The organism is Microbacterium aurantiacum, assembly GCF_002872075.1.
Classification (GTDB): domain Bacteria; phylum Actinomycetota; class Actinomycetes; order Actinomycetales; family Microbacteriaceae; genus Microbacterium; species Microbacterium aurantiacum_A.
The window spans coordinates 412,518-431,772 of the sequence record NZ_PGGU01000016.1; the positions used below are offsets into that span (position 1 = coordinate 412,518).

General features: G+C 68.7%; 16 protein-coding genes and 1 pseudogene. 10 read left to right on the forward strand and 7 right to left on the reverse strand.

What is annotated here, in order from left to right; genetic code table 11:
• Positions 1-39: 39 nt before the first annotated feature.
• The 8 genes and pseudogenes from CUR96_RS12755 (at position 40) to CUR96_RS12785 (ending at position 7,535) form a co-directional block, all read left to right on the forward strand.
• The gene (locus CUR96_RS12755; protein WP_102193674.1) at positions 40-3,006 is read left to right on the forward strand and encodes a Na+/H+ antiporter subunit A; all 2,967 of its coding nucleotides are present in this window, start codon (positions 40-42) and stop codon (positions 3,004-3,006) included.
• Complete coding sequence (locus CUR96_RS12760; protein ID WP_245861242.1) at positions 3,006-3,608, forward strand: Na(+)/H(+) antiporter subunit C; 603 nt, start codon at positions 3,006-3,008, stop codon at positions 3,606-3,608. The genes CUR96_RS12755 and CUR96_RS12760 overlap by 1 nt, the downstream gene beginning before the upstream one ends.
• Positions 3,605-5,158, forward strand: a complete 1,554-nt coding sequence (locus CUR96_RS12765; protein ID WP_102193675.1) for a Na+/H+ antiporter subunit D — start codon at positions 3,605-3,607, stop codon at positions 5,156-5,158. Before CUR96_RS12760 ends, CUR96_RS12765 begins: the two co-directional genes overlap by 4 nt.
• On the forward strand, positions 5,155-5,745 hold the full coding sequence (locus tag CUR96_RS12770) for a Na+/H+ antiporter subunit E (RefSeq protein ID WP_102193676.1): 591 nt from the start codon (positions 5,155-5,157) through the stop codon (positions 5,743-5,745). Before CUR96_RS12765 ends, CUR96_RS12770 begins: the two co-directional genes overlap by 4 nt.
• Positions 5,742-6,011, forward strand: coding sequence for a monovalent cation/H+ antiporter complex subunit F (locus tag CUR96_RS12775; protein WP_102193677.1), 270 nt, complete (start codon positions 5,742-5,744; stop codon positions 6,009-6,011). The genes CUR96_RS12770 and CUR96_RS12775 overlap by 4 nt, the downstream gene beginning before the upstream one ends.
• A complete protein-coding gene (gene mnhG / locus CUR96_RS12780) occupies positions 6,008-6,397 on the forward strand; it encodes a monovalent cation/H(+) antiporter subunit G (RefSeq protein WP_102193678.1) in 390 nt (129 codons plus the stop codon). Before CUR96_RS12775 ends, mnhG begins: the two co-directional genes overlap by 4 nt.
• Positions 6,398-6,686: 289 nt before the next feature.
• Positions 6,687-6,788: pseudogene (locus tag CUR96_RS18885) on the forward strand (type IV toxin-antitoxin system AbiEi family antitoxin domain-containing protein); the annotation flags it as partial.
• 45 nt (positions 6,789-6,833) lie between these two features.
• Positions 6,834-7,535 (forward strand): endonuclease domain-containing protein, encoded by a 702-nt coding sequence (locus CUR96_RS12785; protein ID WP_245861244.1) that lies wholly within the window; start codon positions 6,834-6,836, stop codon positions 7,533-7,535.
• 90 nt (positions 7,536-7,625) lie between these two features.
• On the opposite strand, the gene CUR96_RS12790 is transcribed toward CUR96_RS12785, so the two are convergent.
• On the reverse strand, positions 7,626-8,393 hold the full coding sequence (locus CUR96_RS12790; RefSeq protein ID WP_102193680.1) for an alpha/beta fold hydrolase: 768 nt from the start codon (positions 8,391-8,393) through the stop codon (positions 7,626-7,628).
• A gap of 47 nt (positions 8,394-8,440) precedes the next feature.
• On the opposite strand from CUR96_RS12790, the gene CUR96_RS12795 reads away from it, so the two are divergent.
• Both CUR96_RS12795 and CUR96_RS12800 read left to right on the forward strand, forming a co-directional pair.
• On the forward strand, positions 8,441-9,796 hold the full coding sequence (locus tag CUR96_RS12795) for an MFS transporter (protein ID WP_245861246.1): 1,356 nt from the start codon (positions 8,441-8,443) through the stop codon (positions 9,794-9,796).
• Between the two features lie 128 nt (positions 9,797-9,924).
• Positions 9,925-11,088 carry an endo-1,4-beta-xylanase gene (locus CUR96_RS12800; RefSeq protein ID WP_102193681.1) on the forward strand — a complete coding sequence of 388 codons (1,164 nt, stop codon included), beginning with the start codon at positions 9,925-9,927 and terminating at the stop codon, positions 11,086-11,088.
• An 86-nt stretch (positions 11,089-11,174) separates the two neighbouring features.
• Here the strand turns inward: CUR96_RS12800 and CUR96_RS12805 are convergent, their stop codons facing one another.
• The 6 genes from CUR96_RS12805 to CUR96_RS12830 all read right to left on the reverse strand — a co-directional run bounded on the left by CUR96_RS12805 (position 11,175) and on the right by CUR96_RS12830 (position 19,170).
• Positions 11,175-13,808 (reverse strand): penicillin acylase family protein, encoded by a 2,634-nt coding sequence (locus tag CUR96_RS12805; protein WP_102193682.1) that lies wholly within the window; start codon positions 13,806-13,808, stop codon positions 11,175-11,177.
• A 124-nt stretch (positions 13,809-13,932) separates the two neighbouring features.
• Complete coding sequence (locus tag CUR96_RS12810) at positions 13,933-15,786, reverse strand: YhgE/Pip domain-containing protein (protein WP_102193683.1); 1,854 nt, start codon at positions 15,784-15,786, stop codon at positions 13,933-13,935.
• Complete coding sequence (locus tag CUR96_RS12815) at positions 15,783-16,496, reverse strand: hypothetical protein (protein ID WP_180969023.1); 714 nt, start codon at positions 16,494-16,496, stop codon at positions 15,783-15,785. Before CUR96_RS12815 ends, CUR96_RS12810 begins: the two co-directional genes overlap by 4 nt.
• Positions 16,493-17,107: a TetR/AcrR family transcriptional regulator gene (locus CUR96_RS12820; RefSeq protein WP_102193684.1), complete on the reverse strand. Its 615-nt coding sequence runs from the start codon at positions 17,105-17,107 to the stop codon at positions 16,493-16,495. Before CUR96_RS12820 ends, CUR96_RS12815 begins: the two co-directional genes overlap by 4 nt.
• 104 nt (positions 17,108-17,211) lie before the next feature.
• On the reverse strand, positions 17,212-18,657 hold the full coding sequence (argG, locus tag CUR96_RS12825) for an argininosuccinate synthase (RefSeq protein ID WP_102193685.1): 1,446 nt from the start codon (positions 18,655-18,657) through the stop codon (positions 17,212-17,214).
• A gap of 99 nt (positions 18,658-18,756) precedes the next feature.
• Positions 18,757-19,170, reverse strand: coding sequence for a winged helix-turn-helix transcriptional regulator (locus CUR96_RS12830; protein WP_102193686.1), 414 nt, complete (start codon positions 19,168-19,170; stop codon positions 18,757-18,759).
• Positions 19,171-19,255 lie beyond the last annotated feature (85 nt).

A 19,255-nucleotide genomic window follows, 5' to 3' on the forward strand; every position in this document is an offset into this window, starting at 1 on the left:
CCTGTGCCGTATGGCCGACGAGCCCCGAGGAGTCGCTCGATGCTGATGCTCCTCGTCGCGTTCCTCCTCGGATCGCTGCTCATGCCGGTCCTCGTTCGCTGGCTCGGAGCCCGGGCGTTCGCCATCGCCGCACTCGTGCCGGCCGCCGCGTTCGTACAGGCGCTCGTGGTCACCCCGCAGGTGCTCGATCCGCAGACCACGCCGTTCGAAGCAGTCCCCTGGATTCCGCAACTCGGTCTCGAGCTCTCGATGCACATGGATGTGCTGGGCTGGGTGCTCACCCTGATCGTCACGGGTGTCGGCGCGCTCGTGCTGCTCTACTGCCGCTGGTACTTCCACGACGACGCCACGGGGCTCGGTCAGTTCGCCGGGGTGCTTCTCGGCTTCGCGGGGGCGATGTACGGCCTCGTGCTCACCGACGACCTCGTCATGCTCGTGATGTTCTGGGAAGTCACCAGCATCCTCTCGTACCTGCTCATCGGCCACTATCGCCGACGTGCGGCCAGTCGTCGTGCGGCACTGCAGGCGCTGCTGGTGACCACGCTCGGCGGACTGGTCATGTTCGTCGGGGTGGTGCTCCTGGTGGTGGACGCCGGCACGACGAGCATCACCGAGATCCTCGCCCTCGCCCCGGCCGGGCCGATGGTGGATGCGGCGATCGTCATGCTCCTCATCGGCGCGATCAGCAAGTCGGCGCTCTTCCCCTTCCACTTCTGGCTCCCCGGAGCCATGGCCGCCCCCACCCCGGTGAGCGCGTATCTGCACGCTGCCGCGATGGTCAAAGCCGGCATCTACCTCATCGCCCGCTTCGCGCCCATCTTCGCCTTCACCGGTCCCTGGCGGCCGATCATCGTCTCGCTCGGCGTGCTGACGATGCTGATCGGCGGCATCCAGGCGCTGCGCGAGACCGACCTCAAGCGCATCCTCGCCTTCGGCACCGTCAGCCAGCTCGGCTTCTTCGCGGTCGTGGTCGGCTACGGCAGCAAGGCGACGGCGCTGGCCGGACTCGCCTTGGTGATCGGGCATGCGCTGTTCAAGTCGGCACTGTTCCTCATCGTCGGCGTCATCGACCGCCAGCTCTCCACCCGCGACATCGACGAGCTCTCCGGGGTCGGCCGGCAGGCCCCCGTCATGGCGACAGCGGCATTCATCTCGGTGGCCTCGATGGTCGGCATCGCTCCGACGATCGGCTTCGTCGCGAAGGAGTCCACACTCACCGCCCTGCTCGACGCCGCGGTGGCGGGCGAACCCTGGGGTCTGTTGGCGTTGATCGGCGTCATCGTCGGGTCCATGCTCACCGCGGCATATGGGGCCAGGTTTCTCTGGGGAGCGTTCTGGACGAAGCGCGACGATCGCGGCGACAGGATGCCGGAGACGGCCTGGCCGGACCCGCCGGTCGGCTTCCTCTCAGCTCCGATCGTGCTCGCGGCCGCCACCATCGGCGCCGGGATCGGCGCCCCGGCGCTCGACATCGCGCTCCGCGGCTACGCCCTCACCGCCGAGGCACCGCTCTCGCGGGAGTCCGACCCGGGGCACCTCGCGCTCTGGCACGGCTTCGAGCCGGCGCTGGGCATCTCGATCCTCTCCATCTTCATCGGCCTCGCCGTGTTCGGGATCACCCGCCGCACGGGCTGGGACCGGCGCGCCCGGGTGCTGCCGTTCACGGCCGCCGACGCCTACTACCTCGTGATGCGCGGGGTGGACCGGCTCTCGGTGCTCAGCACGACCTTCACCCAGCGGGGATCGCTGCCGGTGTACGTCGGCACGATCTTCGTCGTCTTCGTCGCGGCCGAGGTGACCGCGCTCATCGCCAGCGACGTCGACCGCTTCCAGCTCTCGGCGTGGCACACCCCCGCACAGCTGGTCGTCGCGCCGATCATGGCCGCCGCCGGCGTCTTCGCCGTGATCGCTCGTAAGCGCTACACCGGTGTGGTCCTGGTGTCGGTCACCGGACTCGGCATGGTCGCCCTCTTCGCGACGAGCGGCGCCCCCGACCTCGCCCTCACCCAGATCCTCGTCGAGACCGTCACGATGGTGACGTTCGCACTGGTGCTGCGTCGCCTTCCCGCCCGGATGGGCGAGCGCAACGCCTCCGTCGGCCGCATCCCCCGGGCACTCCTCGGGATCGGCGTGGGCGTCACCATGGCGTTCGTGGCCGTGGTCGCCACGCAGTCGCGCATCGCCGATCCGATCTCCCTGGTCTTCCCCGAGATCGCCTATGACATCGGCCACGGCAAGAACGTCGTGAACGTCGCTCTCGTCGACCTGCGCGGCTGGGACACGATGGGCGAACTGTCCGTGCTCGTGCTCGCGGCGACGGGCGTCGCATCCCTCGTGTTCGTGACCCATCGCGCCGACCTGCTCGCCGCCACCAGGACGCTGCCGAAGAGCGGCCGGCGCGGAGCCCGTCATCGGCCCCTGGTGGAGACGACCAAGGGCATCCGCGTCCAGACCTCGGAGAATCGCAGCAGCCCCCGGGCGTGGCTGGTCGGTGGTCCGAACATGAAGCCGGAGAACCGCTCGATCCTGCTCGAGGTGATCGTCCGCGTCCTCTTCCACACCATCATCGTGGTGTCGATCTTCCTTCTCTTCGCCGGGCACAACCTGCCGGGAGGCGGCTTCGCCGGCGGGCTCGTCGCCGGCATGGCACTCGTCATGCGCTACATCGCGGGCGGCCGCTGGGAGCTCGGTGCCGCGGCACCCACCGATGCCGGGCGACTCCTCGGCTGGGGCCTCATCCTCGCCGTCGGCGCCGCCGTCGTTCCGCTGTTCTTCGGACTGTCACCGCTCACGAGCTCGTTCTGGGAGTGGGAACTGCCGGTGCTCGGGCACATGGAGTTCGTGACCTCGACGATCTTCGACATCGGCGTCTACCTCGTCGTCATCGGGCTGGTGCTCGACGTGCTCCGCAGTCTCGGCGCCGAGGTCGACCGGCAGGCCGCGGCCTTGCGACAGGGCTCATCGACGGGGTCAGCGGTCCGGCGGGCAGAGCGGGGGCCGGCCTGATGGATGTCTCCCTCACCCTGATCGTGATCATGGCCGTGCTGTTCGCCTGCGGTGTCTACGCGATGCTGGAGCGCAGCCTCACCCGCGTGCTGATCGGCTTCCTGCTGCTGGGCAACGCCACGAACCTGCTCCTGCTGATCGTGATGGGGGTGCCGGGGAACGCCCCGTTCCACGGCGTCGACGGACCGGTGAGCGACCCGTTGCCGCAGGCCCTCACCCTCACGGCCATCGTGATCACCTTCGCCGTCTCGGCGTTCCTGCTCGCCCTCATCTATCGTTCCTGGCAGCTGGGCCAGGCCGACACCGTCGAGGACGACGAGGCCGACATCGCCCTTCGTGCCCGTACGGATGCCGATGAGGACGTCATGGAGGACGAGGGCGACGAGAGCGAGGAGGAGGCCACGACCGACTTCGTCGGAGTGCAGACCTCGCCGATCACCGTCCTGCACATGCGCGATAACCCGGCCATCCACGACGATGCACCGATGGATCACCCGGCGGACTGGGTCGAGCGCTCGAGGCCGGGATCGGATGCCGCGGCATCCGAAGACTCAGTACCCGACGACTCAGCACCCGACGACGGAAAGGAGGACCGCACGTGAGCGCGCTCGTCCCCCTTCTCGTCGCCCTGCCTCTGCTCGGCGCCGCGATCACCCTCGTGTTCGGGCGCAACGCGCGCCTGCAGGTCATCGTCACGGTCGCCACGCTCGCCACCGTCTCGGTGATCGCCGCGATCCTGCTGATCGCCGTCGACAGCGGCTCCCCCCTCGCCGTCTCGGTCGGGGGCTGGCCGGTCCCGTTCGGAATCATCCTGTACGTGGACCGGCTCTCCGCCCTCCTGGTGCTGATCTCCAGCATCGTGCTGCTCGCGGTGCTCCTGTTCTCGATCGGCCAGGGTGTCGCGGACGGCGCCGAGGAGACGCCGATCTCGATCTTCAATCCCTCGTACCTCATCCTCGCGGCGGGCGTCTTCAACGCCTTCATCGCCGGCGACCTGTTCAACCTGTACGTCGGATTCGAGATCCTGCTCGTCGCCTCGTACGTGCTGATCACGCTCGGCAGCACCGAATCGCGCATCCGCACCGGCGCGGTCTACATCGTGGTGTCGCTGGTGTCGTCGATCCTGTTCCTCGCGGCGATCGCCGTGATCTACGGCGCGCTCGGCACCGTGAACATGGCGCAGATCGCCGAGCGGATGTCCGAGCTGCCGCAGGAGACCCAGCTCGTCCTGCACGTCATCCTCGTGGTCGCCTTCGGTATCAAGGCCGCCGTCTTCCCTGTGTCGTTCTGGCTGCCGGACTCCTACCCGACCGCGCCGGCCCCGGTGACGGCGGTCTTCGCCGGCTTGCTGACGAAGGTCGGCGTGTACGCGCTGATCCGCACCGAGACCCAGTTGTTCGCCGAGAACAGCATCGACACCGTGCTGCTCATCGTGGCACTGGCGACGATGATCATCGGCGTGCTCGGCGCCGTCGCACAGGCCGAGCTGAAGAGGATCCTCTCGTTCACGCTCGTCAGCCACGTCGGCTACATGATCTTCGGCCTGGCGATCGCGACCCCCGCGGCCATCGGCGCGACGGTCTACTACATCGTCCACCACATCGTCGTGCAGACGACGCTGTTCCTGGCAGTCGGGCTCATCGAGCGCCGGGCGGGCAGCACCTCGATCCTGCGGGTGAAGGGACTGTTGAAGGTCGCGCCGGTCATCGCCGTGCTCTACTTCGTTCCGGCCATCAACCTCGGCGGTCTCCCGCCGTTCTCCGGCTTCATCGGCAAGTTCGCGCTGTTCGAGGCGGCGGCATCCGTCGGCACGCCGCTGATGATCGTGCTGATCTTCGGCGGCATCCTCACCTCCCTGCTGACGCTGTACGCGCTGATGCGCGCATGGAACCTCGCGTTCTGGCGCGAGGAGGAGGACTCCACCGAGACCGAGGGGCGCATCTCCCACCTCGGCAACGCCCCGGCGGCCGATGAGCAGCAGGAACGCCGGCGGATCCCGGCGATCATGACCGTCGCGACCGCCGGGATGGTCGTCGTCACCGTGTCGCTGTCGATCTTCGCCGGCCCCCTCTACGCGCTCTGCGACCGTATCGGCTCATCGCTGCTGCAACCGGTCAGTCTGGTCCAGCTCGAGGACGAGGTGGAATCATGAGCCCCGAGAACCGGCGCAGCGTTCTGCACGGCATCCGCGCGCAGCTCCCCTTCCTTGCGTGGCTGGTCGTGCTCTGGATGCTGCTGTGGGCGCAGTTCACCGTGCTCTCCTTCGTCACCGGGCTCGCAGTGGCGGTATTCGTCACGCGCGTCTTCCGGCTGCCGACGGTCGAGCTCTCCGGGCGGATCAACCTCTGGTACGCCGCTCTGTTCGTCGCGCAGTTCCTCTTCGCCATCGTGCAGGGGGCGCTCAGCGTCACAGTGCAGGTGTTCGACTTCCGCCGGCAGCCGGGGGCTGCCATCATCGCCGTGCCGCTGCGCTACGCCGATGACCTGGTGATGACGCACGTCGCAGTCGTCTCGTCGTTGATCCCCGGGTCTCTCGTGGTCGAGGCCGATCGCGATCGCCGCGTGCTGTATCTGCACGTGATCGGTGTCCGCAGCCGCGACGACGTGGAGAAGCAGCGTGCCGGCGTGCTGCGCTGGGAGCGTCGGATCGTCCGCGCCCTCGGAGACCCCGCCCAGTACCGCGCGCTCAGGGCCGACGAGCGCGCTTCGACGGCCTCAGGAAGCGGAGGTGCCCGATGAACGTCCTGATGACAGCGATCATGGTCGTGTTCGGATTGGCGGCGATCCTGACCGTGATCCGGATCGTGCGCGGCCCGTCGATCCTCGACCGGGCCGTCGCATCCGATGTGCTGCTCACCGAGGTGATGTGCGTGCTCGGCGCCGAGATGGCGATCAACGGTCACACGCGCTCCATCCCCGTGCTGCTCACGATCGCCGCCGTCGGCGTCTTCGGCTCGATCGCCGTCGCCCGGTTCGTGGCGAGAAGGGACAACACGACCTCATGAACGTCTTCGGTCTCGTGATCCCCGACGCTGTGATCGACGTCACGGTGCTCGTCCTCATCCTCATCGGAGCCCTGCTCTGCCTCTCCGCCGCCGTGGGGCTGCTGCACTTCCGCGATGTGCCGTCGCGGCTGCACGCCGCCACGAAGCCGCAGGTGCTCGGACTCGTGCTGATCTGCGCGGCGGTGGCGTTGTCGCAGCGCAGCATCGGCGGGATCCTGATCGGTGTCGTGCTCGTCGCGCCGATCGTGCTCATGCAGTTCGCGACCGCCCCGCTCTCCGCCCACATGGTCGGCCGCCAGGCCTACCGCAACGGGACCACGGGGCAGCGTGACCTCGTCGTCGACGAACTCGCCGAGTCGAAGCAGACCCCGCCCGGCGCCGGGTAGGTCAGGGGCGGGGCGATCCTGGCGTCCGGACCCATCCGTCTGGGCTCCACAACTCCGGAGATCGCCCCCTGATCCTGCGCAGATCGGCGAATCGACCCTATTCCGGGCCGGATCTCCGGAGTTCTGGCGGTGGCGACTTCTCCTGCACAATCATGCCAACTCAGAAATCCGTCCTCATCACGCCGGACGCCGCCTGACGTGCGGAGATCGCGGACATCCTGACGGGATGGTCGGTACGAAGAACACGGACAAGACTGTGGCCGAGGCGCTCGCGGAGATCCGTGCGGCGATGGTGTTCCGCCGGGAGCAGTTGACTCGGGGCGGCATGTCGACGCACGCGATCACGGCGGCTGTTCGCCAAGGACGGCTCCTCCGCGTGCGTCGTGGCGTCTATGCACTCCCTGACACGAAGCCGGAGATCATCAGCGCCGTCCGGGTGGGCGGACGGCTGACATGCCTGACGCTGTTGAGCCTGATCGGAGTCTTCGTGCTCTCGAACCCGGCCCTTCATGTTCACGTCGCGCCCCATCTTTCGCGCAGTCGCAGGAGGCGTCCGGACGGTGCAGTTCTTCACTGGGTCGCATCCTGTGCTGATGAGGCGCCGCTGCACGTGGTCTCGCTGCACGACGCCGTGCGTCAATCGATACGATGCCAGCCTCCGCGAGCATCGATCGCCACTCTGGACAGCCTGCTCCACCACAGGTTGATCACGATGCAGCAACTCGCGGCGATCATCGCCGAACTGCCGGTGCGATTCGCGACGTTGTTGGATCTGGTCGACGCCTCGGCGGAGTCGGGTCCGGAGACGTTCATGCGTCTCATCCTGCGCTCGCTGGGGCTTCGGTTCGAGACGCAGGTCGAGATACCCGGCGTGGGCCGTGTCGACTTCGTCGTGGAGGGCTGGCTCATCGTCGAATGCGACAGCAAGGCTCACCACGAAGGGTGGGAGAAGCAGGTGACCGATCGTCGGCGAGATCTAGCAGCAGCCCGACTGGGCTACATCACGATCAGGCCCATTGCGGCGGACCTTCTGGGTGACTCCGCCTCGGTTCGCGCCGCGGTTGGTGAGGTCATTGCCACGCTCGGACCCATCTTCAACTCGAAACGCGCTCCACAACTCCGGAGATCCGTCGCCTGAGGCCAGAATTCGGAACTGCGTGGGTCAGATGTCCGCGATTCTCCGGAGTTGTGGAGGCCGCGCAGCCGAGAGAGGGAGGCCGGCCGCCCGTCAGATCCGGTCGGCGAAGCGCCGGATGTACTCGGCAGCGCCTCCGGAGTCGCTGATCAGCGTGCTGTGCCCGTGCCCGTCGATCTCACGCAGCTCCGCGTCCGAGATCGCTGCGACGATGTCGCGACACCACGTGATCGGCGCGAGGGGATCGGTTTCGCCGCGCAGCACCAGTGTCGGATGCGTAATGCGCTGGTAGGCGCGCTTGGCATCGTGGACGACTGTCGCGCGGATCTTCCTGATCAGATGCGGGCCGCCGCGGAGGTACTCTCGGGCGCCCCGCCAGAGCACGATCGGCCGCTCGCCGATCAGGTCCCACAACAGGTAGGAGGCCTGAGCGCGGATGCTGCGGGCGGCACTGTTCACGGTGGGCCCGGCGAGCACGACGCCTGCGACGACCTCGGGATGCCGGTTCGCCAGTTCAGCCGCGATCTGACTGCCCATCGAATGGCCGATCACGATCACCGGCCCCTCACCGGCATCGCGGAGATAGGCGGCGACGAGGTCGGCGTGACGTTCCATGGTGAGAGTGCGAGCGGGCTCCGGCGCCTCGCCGAAACCGGGAAGATCGAAGGCGATCACGCGTCCGTGACCGTCGAGGCGCCGCACGATGTCGAGGTACACGCTGCGCCCCATGCCGATGCCGTGCAGCAGGATGAACGTGCGCTCACCTTCGCCGAAGGTCTCGGCGATCAGCGTCGCGCCGCCGTGCTCGAATTCGACGACGGAAGCGGGTGCGTCCTGAGGCGCGAGCAGGCGTTGCGGCATCCGACCACGCTATCCGACGTGGTGAGCCGCGCGTGCGAGGATGAAGGGTGCATTCTTCAGAACCCGCGACCGACGAGATCCCGGTGGTGGTGTCGAAGAAGGGGCTGTTCGCCCGGATCGCCGATGACCTGAGCGATCCCGTGCTCCGGGCGCTGGTGTCGGCGACCGCCGTCTCGCGGATCGGCCGGGGTGTCTTCCTCGCCGTCACCGTGCTGTTCTTCACCCAGATCATCGGGCTCTCCGGCGGCGAAGCAGCTGTGGTGCTCGCGGCATCGAGCGGATGCGGCGTCGTGGCCTCGTTCCTCGGCGGCTGGCTCGCCGACCGCTGGAGCGCACGCCGGATGACGTTCGGCTTCGAGGTGCTGGCCGGACTGATGCTGGCCGCGTACGCGTTCGCCGGCGACTTCGTCTCGGCCCTCGTGCTCGCCAGTCTCTCTGGCTTCTTCGACTCGATGGCGTACTCGGCGCGCGCCGCCATCATCGCGCGGGGATTCGCATCCGAGCGCCGGGTGCACGCCCGAGCCGTGCTGCGCACCGTCACCAACGTCTCCATCGCGATCGGCTCGGGCTTCGCGGCGATAGCCCTCGCCCTCGGCACCGCCGAGGCGTACCGCGTCGTCATCGCCGCAGCCGGGCTGCTGTGCGCATTCGGGTCGCTGCCGCTGTTGCGGCTGACCGCCGCGGTCGACGCGCCCTCGCGAGCCCGCATCGCGCCGTTGCTCACCGAGACCGGCTCGATCGACGTCGAGGCCGCGACTTCGGTCGCATCGGAACGCAGCGACTGGCGCCGTCGCTCGCCGTGGCGCGATCGGCGGTACCTGCTCATGTGCATCCTGTCGGCGATCTTCGGGATGCAGTTCGGCGTCGCAGAACTCGGCGTGCCGCTGTGGATCACGCAGAGCACCACGGCGCCCGAGGTGCTCGTCTCGGTGATCCTGATCGTGAACACGACGCTGGTCGTGATCTTCCAAGTGCCTGCCTCGCGCGGCACGCATGACCTGCGAGTGGCGGGCCGGGTCACGCTGATCGCGGGGTGGCTGATGCTGGTCGCCTGCGTCGTCTACGCGCTCGCCGCGGGGTTGCCGACCTGGTTCGCGATCGCCGTGATCCTCGCCGCCGCCATCGCCCACACCTTCGCCGAGATCCTGTCGCAGGCCGGGGCGTGGGGGCTGAGCTTCGAGCTCGCCGACCCGGTGCGCGCCGGCGCCTACCAGGGCGTCTTCGGCATGGGATTCTCTCTCGGTGCGCTGGCGGCTCCGATCGTCGTGAACGCCACTGCGATCAGCCTGGGCCTGGTGGGCTGGGTCATCCTCGGCGGAGTCTTCCTCGCCGCCGCCGCCGGCATCTGGCTCATCGCGCGAAGGGCAGCAGCGGCATCCGTCGTCGCATCCACGACCCCATAGCCTTCGCTGCATCCGCGAGTTTCGAAACTCGTTCATCTCCGCGGCGCATCCGACTACGTTTTGTTGAAATCAACAACATATACGCGGCCCAGCCGCGATATGACGACGACGATGTCAGGAGATCTCCCATGCGCCGATCGATGCGATCGCTTCTGGTGGCCGCGGCCACCGCCTCCCTGGTGCTGCCGCTGTGCGGCGTCACCGCCGCCAGCGCGGCTCCTCCCGGGTTCAGCAACGCCGACAAGTCAGCCCTGCGCAATCAGGCCCCGATCGACCTCGCGATCGGCAGCGCCGTGTGGGGAAAGCAGCAGCTCGTGGGGTACGACCCGGCGGATCCGACCGAGTACCAGCAGGTCCTGGGCGCCCAGTTCTCGTCGCTGACGCCGGAGAACGACATGAAGTGGGATGCGCTCCGACCCGCTCCCGACGTCTATGACTTCGCATCGGCCGACGCACTCGTCGCCTACGCGCAGGCGAATCACCAGCAGGTGCGCGGCCACACGCTGCTCTGGCACAGTCAGAACCCGGCGTGGGTGACCGAGGCGAGCACGACGTGGACCTGCGACGAGGCGCGCACTGTGCTCGAAGACCACATCCGCACCGTGGTCGGGCATTTCAAGGGCCAGATCTACGAGTGGGATGTCGCCAACGAGATCTTCCAGGACACCTGGGACAACGGCGGCGTGCGGCTGCGCACCGAGGCGAACCCGTTCCTCAAGGCCTGCTCCGACGATCCGGTCGGGCTCCTCGTCGACGCGTTCCGATGGGCGCATGAGGCCGACCCCGACGCGGTGCTGTTCCTCAACGATTACAACGCCGAGGGCGTCAACGAGAAGACCGACGCGTATTACGCACTCGCGCAGGAGATGCTCGTCGCCGGAGCACCGCTCGGCGGGTTCGGCGCCCAGGGGCACCTCAGCCTGCAGTACGGCTTCGACACTTCCATGCAGGAGAACTTCGAGCGGTTCGCCGCATTGGGGCTCCAGGTCGCCGTGACCGAGGCCGACGTGCGCATCCCGCTGCTCGCGGGGGAGACCGGCCCGACCCCTGAGCAGGTCGCCACGCAGGCCGAGCGCTATGACGGGATGCTCCAGGCGTGCCTGAACGTGAAGGCGTGCTCGTCGTTCACCGTGTGGGGATTCCCGGACGCGAACTCCTGGGTTCCCGACGTGTTCCCCGGCGAGGGCTGGGCGACGATCCTCGAGGACGACTACTCGCCGAAGCCCGCCTTCGACGTGATGCTCCGCTCGTTGCGCGACGCGACTCCGGGAACATCTCCTCGCAAGGGCTGACGGCGCCAGAGCTGAACCTGCAGAGGCGGGCGGTGCCGCACGGTGCCGCCCGCCATCCGGTCGGCGAGATCCATGGGCGTGCGGACTCAGCCGGCCGGAGTCAGCACCAGCTTGTCGACCGTCGTCCTGTCCACGGCCTTGGCGCTGAACGCCCATCGATTCTGGATGCCCGCCGCCCAGTCCGTCGTCTGATCGGTGTAGTTCGCGTGGAACGCGTGCCCGGATGCGCCGGTGAAGTGGTTCCAGGTGGAGGCGTCGAAGTCGGACAGATCGACCACCATCCGCATCGACGGCACCGTGGTCGTGGCGTAGGAGGTGCCCAGCTCCCAGCCGGTCGCGTTCACGACGGAGGACCCGCCGCTCACCGGGTAGGGGCCCCGGTTGAAAAGCGCCTCGATCGGTGCGATACCGGAGGATCCGAGCGTGTCACTCGTGAGGGTGATCGCGTGCAGATCGCCCCAGTTCCATCTCGTCACGACATCGCCCTGCAGCGCGACGAGCTCGTCGTACGCCTCCTCGGCGGAGAGCGCGAGCATCTCCTCCATGCCGTCGACGTCGATCGTCTCGTTGGTCCAGAGCGGGTCCGACGGGTCGTCGAGCAGCGCGGCGAGCACGGTGGACATGCGGCCCTGGTCACCGAGGGGCAACGGATGCTCCCGCTCGGCGAACAGGTTCTGCGCGAGGTTCGACCACAGCACGTTGGCGTACGCGGCGGCAGCCGAGGATGCCGCGTTCTGGGCGTCCCAGGTGCTCAGCAGCTCGACGGCCGAGGCGGGACCCGCTCCCTCGACGTCGACGTCGGTCATCGCGATGGCCAGCTGCTTGCCGACCCACATCTCGCTGTCCATCTGGATGTCGCGCATGTCCTGGGCGGTGAGAGGGGCGGCTGCGGCCCGCCGCTCGATCAGATGCGCGATCCGTGCCGCCCGGTATCCGTAGTCCCAGTCGCGGGAGAGGAAGTACTCGTAGTCGTCGGTCACGATCGCGTTGTTGGCCGTGACGATGTATCCCGAACCGGGGTTGTACGACACCGGCAGCTCTTCGAAGGGGATGAACCCCGTCCAGTCGTAGCTGCTGTCCCAGCCCGGCTGCGGCATCCATCCGTCTCCCGCCCCGCGGATCGGGAGGCGACCCGGCGTCTGATAGCCGATGTTCCCCTCGGTGTCGGCGTAGATCAGGTTCTGGGCGGGCACGTCGAACAGCGATGCCGCCCGGCGGAAGTCCTCGAAGTCCTGTGCGGTGGAGAGGGCGAACACGGCGGTCGATGCGGTGCCGGGGTCGAGCGCCGTCCAACGCAGGCTCACCGCGTACTCCGCCTCGTCCCCGCCCGCCGGGGGAGTCGCTCCCGGAGCACCGAGAGCGGGTGCCGGGTCGTCGGCGAGCGCGGTGAAGTCGTCGGCGAGGCCCGAGATGATCGGTCCGTGCACGGTGGAGCGGATGGTGAGTTCGATGTCGTCGCCGCCGGCGACCTTGATCGTCTCGGTCCGTTCTTCGAGCGGGACCAGCGCGCCGTCGCGCCAGTACTGGTCGCCCTCGATCCGCTCGATGTAGAGGTCGGTGACGTCGGTGGTGAGATTGGTGAAGCCCCAGGCGATCTTGGCATTGTGGCCGATCACGATGCCGGGGAGGCCGGAGAACGAGAACCCGCCGGCATCGAACGGGCAGGCCTCACTGACTTCGGAGCACTTGAGCTGCACCTGGTACCAGACCGATGGCAGAGATGCGCCCAGGTGCGGATCGTTCGCGAGCAGCGGCATGCCGCTTTCGGTCAGGGACCCGGCGACGACCCACGAGTTGGAGCCGATGCCCTCACCGACATCGCCGACCAGCACGCTCGCCGCCTCGATGACGCCCGAGGTCTCCTGCCATTCGACCGTCGTGGACGCCTGCTGGAGTTCGTCGTCACCCGACGGCGTCGCGGGTGCGTAGGCAGCCTCTGCGCCGGTGTCGAGGGCGGGCACGGTGCTGATCTTCGGCACGATGACCGGGTTATCGCCGAACGGGTACGCCGGGTAGAGCTGCTCGAGGGTCGACGGCACGGTGCCCTCGTCGAGGGTCGCCGCGAGGAGAGCGCGCTCGGTCTCGTCCTCGACGTTGCCGCGGAGGTCCCAGGCCATCGCCTTGAGCCAGGCGACGGAATCGGCCGGCTCCCATGGCTCGGGAGAGTAGTCCGGGTTCTGCATGCCGATGACGGCATACTCCAGGGAGAGCTCCGCTCCGGAGCGCGAGTCGAGGTAGGCGTTGACGCCCGCGGCGTAGGCCTCGTAGTAGCCGAGGGTCGTGTCATCCATGGCCTCGACCTCCTGCTCTGCGACGTCGCGCCAGCCCAGAGTCCGCAGGAAGGCATCCGTCCCCGCCTGCGATTCGCCGAACATCTCGGCGACGCGCCCGCTGGTCACGTGGCGGCGGAAGTCCATCTCGAAGAAGCGATCCTGCGCGTGCACGAATCCCTGGGCGTAGAAGAGGTCGTCGGTGGAGTCGGCGGTGATCGTGGGCACGCCGCGTTCGTCGCGCTGCACGGTGACCTCGACCTTCAGGCCCTCGAGCGCCACCTCGCCCGCGGTCTGCGGGAACGATCGCTGGATGGTCCAGGTGACGAAGAACGCGGCAGCCACGGCGAGCACGATGACGGCTGCGACCACGAGGAACGCGATGCGGCCGATGCGCACCCCGAGCGGTGGCTTCGAGGGTGCAGTGGTCGCCTGCGAATCAGTCGTCATCGTTGAGAGCTCTTTCGGGTAGCGTGCTGGAACTCAGTGCCACCGAGTCCCGGTGCGCGTTTCAGGGTGCGCGCCATCGAATCCTACCCGCCACCCGGCGTTTTCCGAGGCTCGCGATCCGCGGTCACCCGATCAGGCTGGGCTGCAGGTCGCGCAGAGTGCGACGGTGCGTCATCCGGGTCACCCCGATCATCGCCAGCACGAGGGCGCCCACCATCCACAGAACGAGGACCGCGAAATCCCACCCGGCTCTGGCGAGGTTGCCCCCGTACATGAGCTGGCGCATCGCATCCACGACATAGCCGAGGGGCAGCACGTGGTGCAGGGCGGCAAGAGGCGCGGGCAGCGTCTGCCAGGGGAAGGTTCCGCCGGCCGTCACCAGCTGCAGCACCATCAGCACCAGGCCGAGGAACTGCCCGACCGACCCGAGCCAGACGTTCAGCGCGAGGATGATCGCCGCGAACGTCGCCGACGCGACGAACATCACGCCGAGGGTGCCCAGCGGGTGGTTGAACGTGAAGCCGAGGGTGATCGCGAGGATGCCCATGAGGCCGAGCATCTGCACCGCGCCGAGCATCGCCGGGGTCAGCCACCCGGCCAGGGTGATGCGGATCGGGGAGTGCAGAGCCGTGATCGCGCGGCGGGAGATCGGCTTCACGATGAGGAACAGCGCGTAGATGCCGATCCAGGCCGAGAGCGCGGCGAAGAACGGGGCGAGCCCTGCGCCGTAGTCCTCGGCGGAGGCGACCTTGTCGCTGGACACCTTCACCGGGTCGGCGATGGTGTCGGCCTGCAGAGTCCGCAGGTCGGGAGTGGATGCCGGGATCGCGTCGACGCCTCCGGCGAGGCCGTCACGCAACTGGGCGGTGCCGGCGGCGAGCGTGCTGAGGCCGTCGCGCAGCTGTCCGGCGCCGTCGTTCGCAGACGCGGCCCCGGTGGCGATGGTGCCGGCGCCGCCGGCGAGTTCGGATGCTCCGGATGCGACGGAGGCCGCGCCATCCGCGAGCTGGTCGATCTTGCCGACCGCGGTCTGCACCTGGGCGTTCCCGTCCTGCAGCCGCCCGGCGAGCGGATCGAGGGCGGCGAGCACCTGGTCGATCTGCTCTGGGCTCAACCCCTGCGCGACCATCGCATCGGTGAGGTCGGCGCGCACCTGCGGCAGTGCCTCCGCCGCCTGCTGGACGACGGCCCCGGCGTGGTCGGCGGTGTCGGCGAGCTGCCGGTTGCCGTCGCTGACCTGCTGCGCGCCGGCGGCGAGAGTGTTCGCTCCGGCGGCGAGCTGGGCGGTGCCGGTCGCCAGCTGCGCGGTCCCGTCCGCGAGGGTGGAGCTGCCGGAGGCGGCGGTGTTCGCCCCATCGGTGAGCTGCGTCGCGCCATCGGTGGCGGAGATCAGGCTGTCGCGCACGTCGCTGAGGCCAGTGAGCAGACGCTCCGCCGCCTCGCTGCCCACCATCTCAGCCACCGAGCTGCGGATCTTCTCGACCGCGGCTGTCCCCATCGAGGAGGCGAGGTAGTTGTTGGCGTCGTTGGTCTCCAGCTCGATCCGTGCCTGATGCGGGTCATCGCCTGCGGCCGAGGTCAGAGCCGTGGAGAAATCGGCGGGGATGGTCACGGTGAAATCCACCGAGCCTTCGCGCAGAGCATCCGCCGCCTCGTCTGCGGTCATCCGCTGCCAGTCGAAGGCGTTGCCCTCGATCAGGTTGTCGGCGACGTCGTCGCCGTAGTTCACGGTCGTGGTCGACGCCGGCACCGCGCCGGTGGACGGGTCGACGCCCGTCGCCGGAGCAGGAGCGCCGTCGTCCTCGACGACGAGGGCCACCGGCACATCGGGGAAGCGGCTGTACGGGTCCTGGTTCGCCCAGAGGTACAGGCCGCCGTACAGGATCGGCACGCAGACCAGCGCGACGAGCGCGATGATGCCCATCCTGCTGGAGGTGAGGCGCCGCAGTTCGGCGGCGATCATCGCGGGGACCTTCATCGCGCCGCTCCGTTCTCGGTCGTTTCTTCGGGGGCGGATGTCGCGGCCGGTGCCGCGTCGGCGACGGACTCGAGCACCAGCGGCTCGACGGGGCCGGTCGCGTTGACGGCGCCGAGCTCCTGCATCCGCTCGAGCGCCACGGCGGCGGCACCGCCGACGATGACGAGCATGGCGTAGCCGCGGTCCGCGAACTCGGCGGCGATGCGCCACCAGCCGTCGGGGCTGCCGCCGTGCCGGTCGGGCGACACGAGCACGATCGCGCGGACGCCCTCGCGCAGGATCGCGAGTTCGCAGAGGATGCGCACCCGCACGGCGGGGTCGACGTCGCCGATCGGCACCGAGGCCAGCTCGGCGAATCCGAGGTTCTTCAGCCAGCGCCGGGCGTGCAGCGGCGTCGCACCGACGCCGGCGAACATGAGCTCCTCGCCGACCACCCCGGCGAGGGCGATGTCGGCATGCGGATCGCTGACGGTCGGAGCGTCGACGAGTGCCACCGCGCGCCGGAGCGCTCGGGCGTTCGGCGAGCCGTCGATGCTCACCCGTCCGGTCTCCGGCCGCATCCGGCCGCTGGCGATGAGCCCGAGCACCGTGGGACGCTGCTCCGTCTCGGCGATCGCGAAGCGCACGGCGCCGGTGTGGAACTCCAGGCTCGTCGTGGGGAGCGATTGCCCGCCGCGGCCCTTGCTGACGTCGTGCAGGGTGACCCTCATGCGGGCATCTCGGTGAGGTCGGGGTGCGCGGAGAGGAGCGCGTCGGCTTCGCGCCAGGAGAGCCCGGCGATCGAGAGCACCGCGCGGACGGCGAGGCTCGCGGCACCCGCGCTCGCCGCGTCGGTGCGCGCGACGACCGTGCGCGCCATCTCCTCGATGAGCCGGGCGAGCGTCGGCGCCGTGAGGTCGGTGCGGAAGCTGCCGTCGTCCTGTCCGCGGCGGACGAGGGCGGCGACCGTGCGGCGCAGCGGGGCGAGGGCGAGGGCCGTGTGCTCGACATGGGTCTCGTCGAGTGCGAGCGCGGCGGTGACCTGCACGTGAGCGGCCTCCTGCCAGAGGCGCGCCGTGAGGCGGGCGAGGGCGAGCCGGGAGTCGGCGTCGGCCACAGATTCGGCGATCGCGTTGAAGCGCTGGGCGCCGTTCGCGATGAGTTCGCGGATGAGCGCATCGCGGTCGTCGAAGTGTCCGTAGAGGGTGCGGCGCGAGAGGCCGGCACTGCGGGCGATCACATCGACCGAGGCGTGTGGATCGTGGGCGAGCGTCTCGATCGCAGCGGCGAGGATGCCGGCGCGGTTCGCTCTGGCATCACTTCGGGGTGCACGGATGGTCATGCGTCCATCGTAACTATCATGCACAGTTGTGTGCAAGATAGTTCGGTGTACTCACAGCAATGGGGGCGGATGCCGCAGCATCCGCCCCCATTGCAGAACAAGCGTCAGTCGGTGCCGGAGTCAAAGGCTGCGCCCTCGGATGCCGTGTCCACAGCATCGGCGAGGGACTCGTCGGCCTCGGAGATCGAGCCGTGGACGGCTTCGGTTATCTCGCTCGACTCGCCGGCCGCCACGCGTCCGACCAGCTCGGCCGTTGCGCCGCCCACGAGTCCCAGACCCGCGTAGTACTCGAGGCGGGCACGGGAGTCCGCGATGTCGAGGTTGCGCATCGTGAGCTGTCCGATGCGGTCGACCGGGCCGAACGCGGCGTCGCCGACGCGCTCCATCGAGAGCTTCTCCGGACCGTAGGAGAGGTTCGGGGAGACCGTGTCGAGGATGGTCCAGTCGTCGCCGCGACGGAGGCGGATCGTGACGGTGCCGGAGATCGTGGATCCGACCCAGCGCTGGATCGACTCGCGCAGCATCAGCGACTGCGGCTCGAGCCAGCGGCCCTCGTACATCAGGCGGCCGAGGCGGCGGCCCTGCTCGTGGTAGGTGGCGAGGGTGTCCTCGTTGAGGATGCCGTTGACGAGGCGCTCGTACGCGATGAAGAGCAGCGCCATTGCCGGGGCCTCGTAGATGCCGCGGGACTTCGCCTCGATGATGCGGTTCTCGATCTGGTCGCTCATGCCGAGGCCGTGGCGTCCGCCGATCGTGTTCGCCTCGTTCACCAGTGCGACCGGGTCGGAGTACTCGACGCCGTTGAGCGCGACCGGGCGGCCCTTCTCGAAGGTGACGGTGACGTCCTCGGTGTCGATGACGACGGACGGGTCCCAGAACTTGACGCCCATGATCGGGTCGACGGTCTCGAGCGAGACGTCGAGGTGCTCGAGCGTCTTCGCCTCGTGCGTCGCGCCCCAGATGTTGGCGTCGGTGGAGTACGCCTTCTCCGCGGAGTCGCGGTACGGGAAGTCGTGGGCTACGAGCCAGTCGCTCATCTCCTTGCGGCCGCCGAGCTCGGTGACGAAATCGGCGTCGAGCCAGGGCTTGTAGATGCGCAGGCGCGGGTTCGCGAGCAGGCCGTAGCGGTAGAACCGCTCGATGTCGTTGCCCTTGTAGGTGGAGCCGTCGCCCCAGATGTCGACGCCGTCCTCCTTCATCGCGCGCACCAGCAGCGTGCCGGTGACCGCGCGGCCGAGGGGCGTGGTGTTGAAGTAGGTCTTGCCGCCGGAGCGGATATGGAAGGCGCCGCAGGCGAGGGCGACGAAGCCCTCCTCGACCAGGGCGGTCTTGCAGTCGATCAGCCGCGCGGCCTCGGCACCGTACTCCAGGGCGCGGCCCGGGATCGAGTCGATGTCGCCCTCATCGGGCTGCCCGAGGTCGCCGGTGTACGTGTAGGGCACCGCGCCCTTCTCGCGCATCCACGCGACGGCCACGGAGGTGTCGAGCCCTCCCGAGAAGGCGATGCCGACGCGCTCGCCGACGGGCAGGGACTGGAGGACCTTGGACATGGTTCCCAGTCTATCGGCGGCATGTCGGCTGTTTCAGACGGGCTGGCGACGGCCTCAGGCGATCATCCCGCGGCCCGAACCGCAGAAGGAACCCGGGGGTCAGCGCGCGTCGGCGGTCTCGAGCTCGTCGAGCAGCTCGGGTTCGGCTGCCGTCTGTGCCAGCTCGCGCCGCTGGTGCGCGGCGTAGCGACCGCCCCAGCTCGTCAGCGCCTCGACGAGCGGCGTCGACCCCCGGCCGAGGTCGCTCAGCCGGTACTCGACCTTGGGCGGGACCTGCCGATAGACAGTGCGGATGACGAGCCCGTCGTCTTCCAGTTCGCGCAGCTGTCGGGTCAGCACGCGAGCGGTCGGCTCGTCGAGCAGCCTGCTGAGCTCGCCGAACCGCAGCACCTCGTGCTGGTCGAGAAGGCCGAGGATGCTGGGCTTCCAGGCTCCGCCGAGCACCGCGATCGAGACCTCGGCGTCGCACGCGTCTCCCCACTCCCGGATGATGCGCTCCGTCTTCTCCCTCATCGGACTGCCTTCCGCTGCGTCATAGTATCCAAAAGGTCACTATGTACCCTGAATGACCGTACTTGCTAGAAGTGTACCCGCCCGC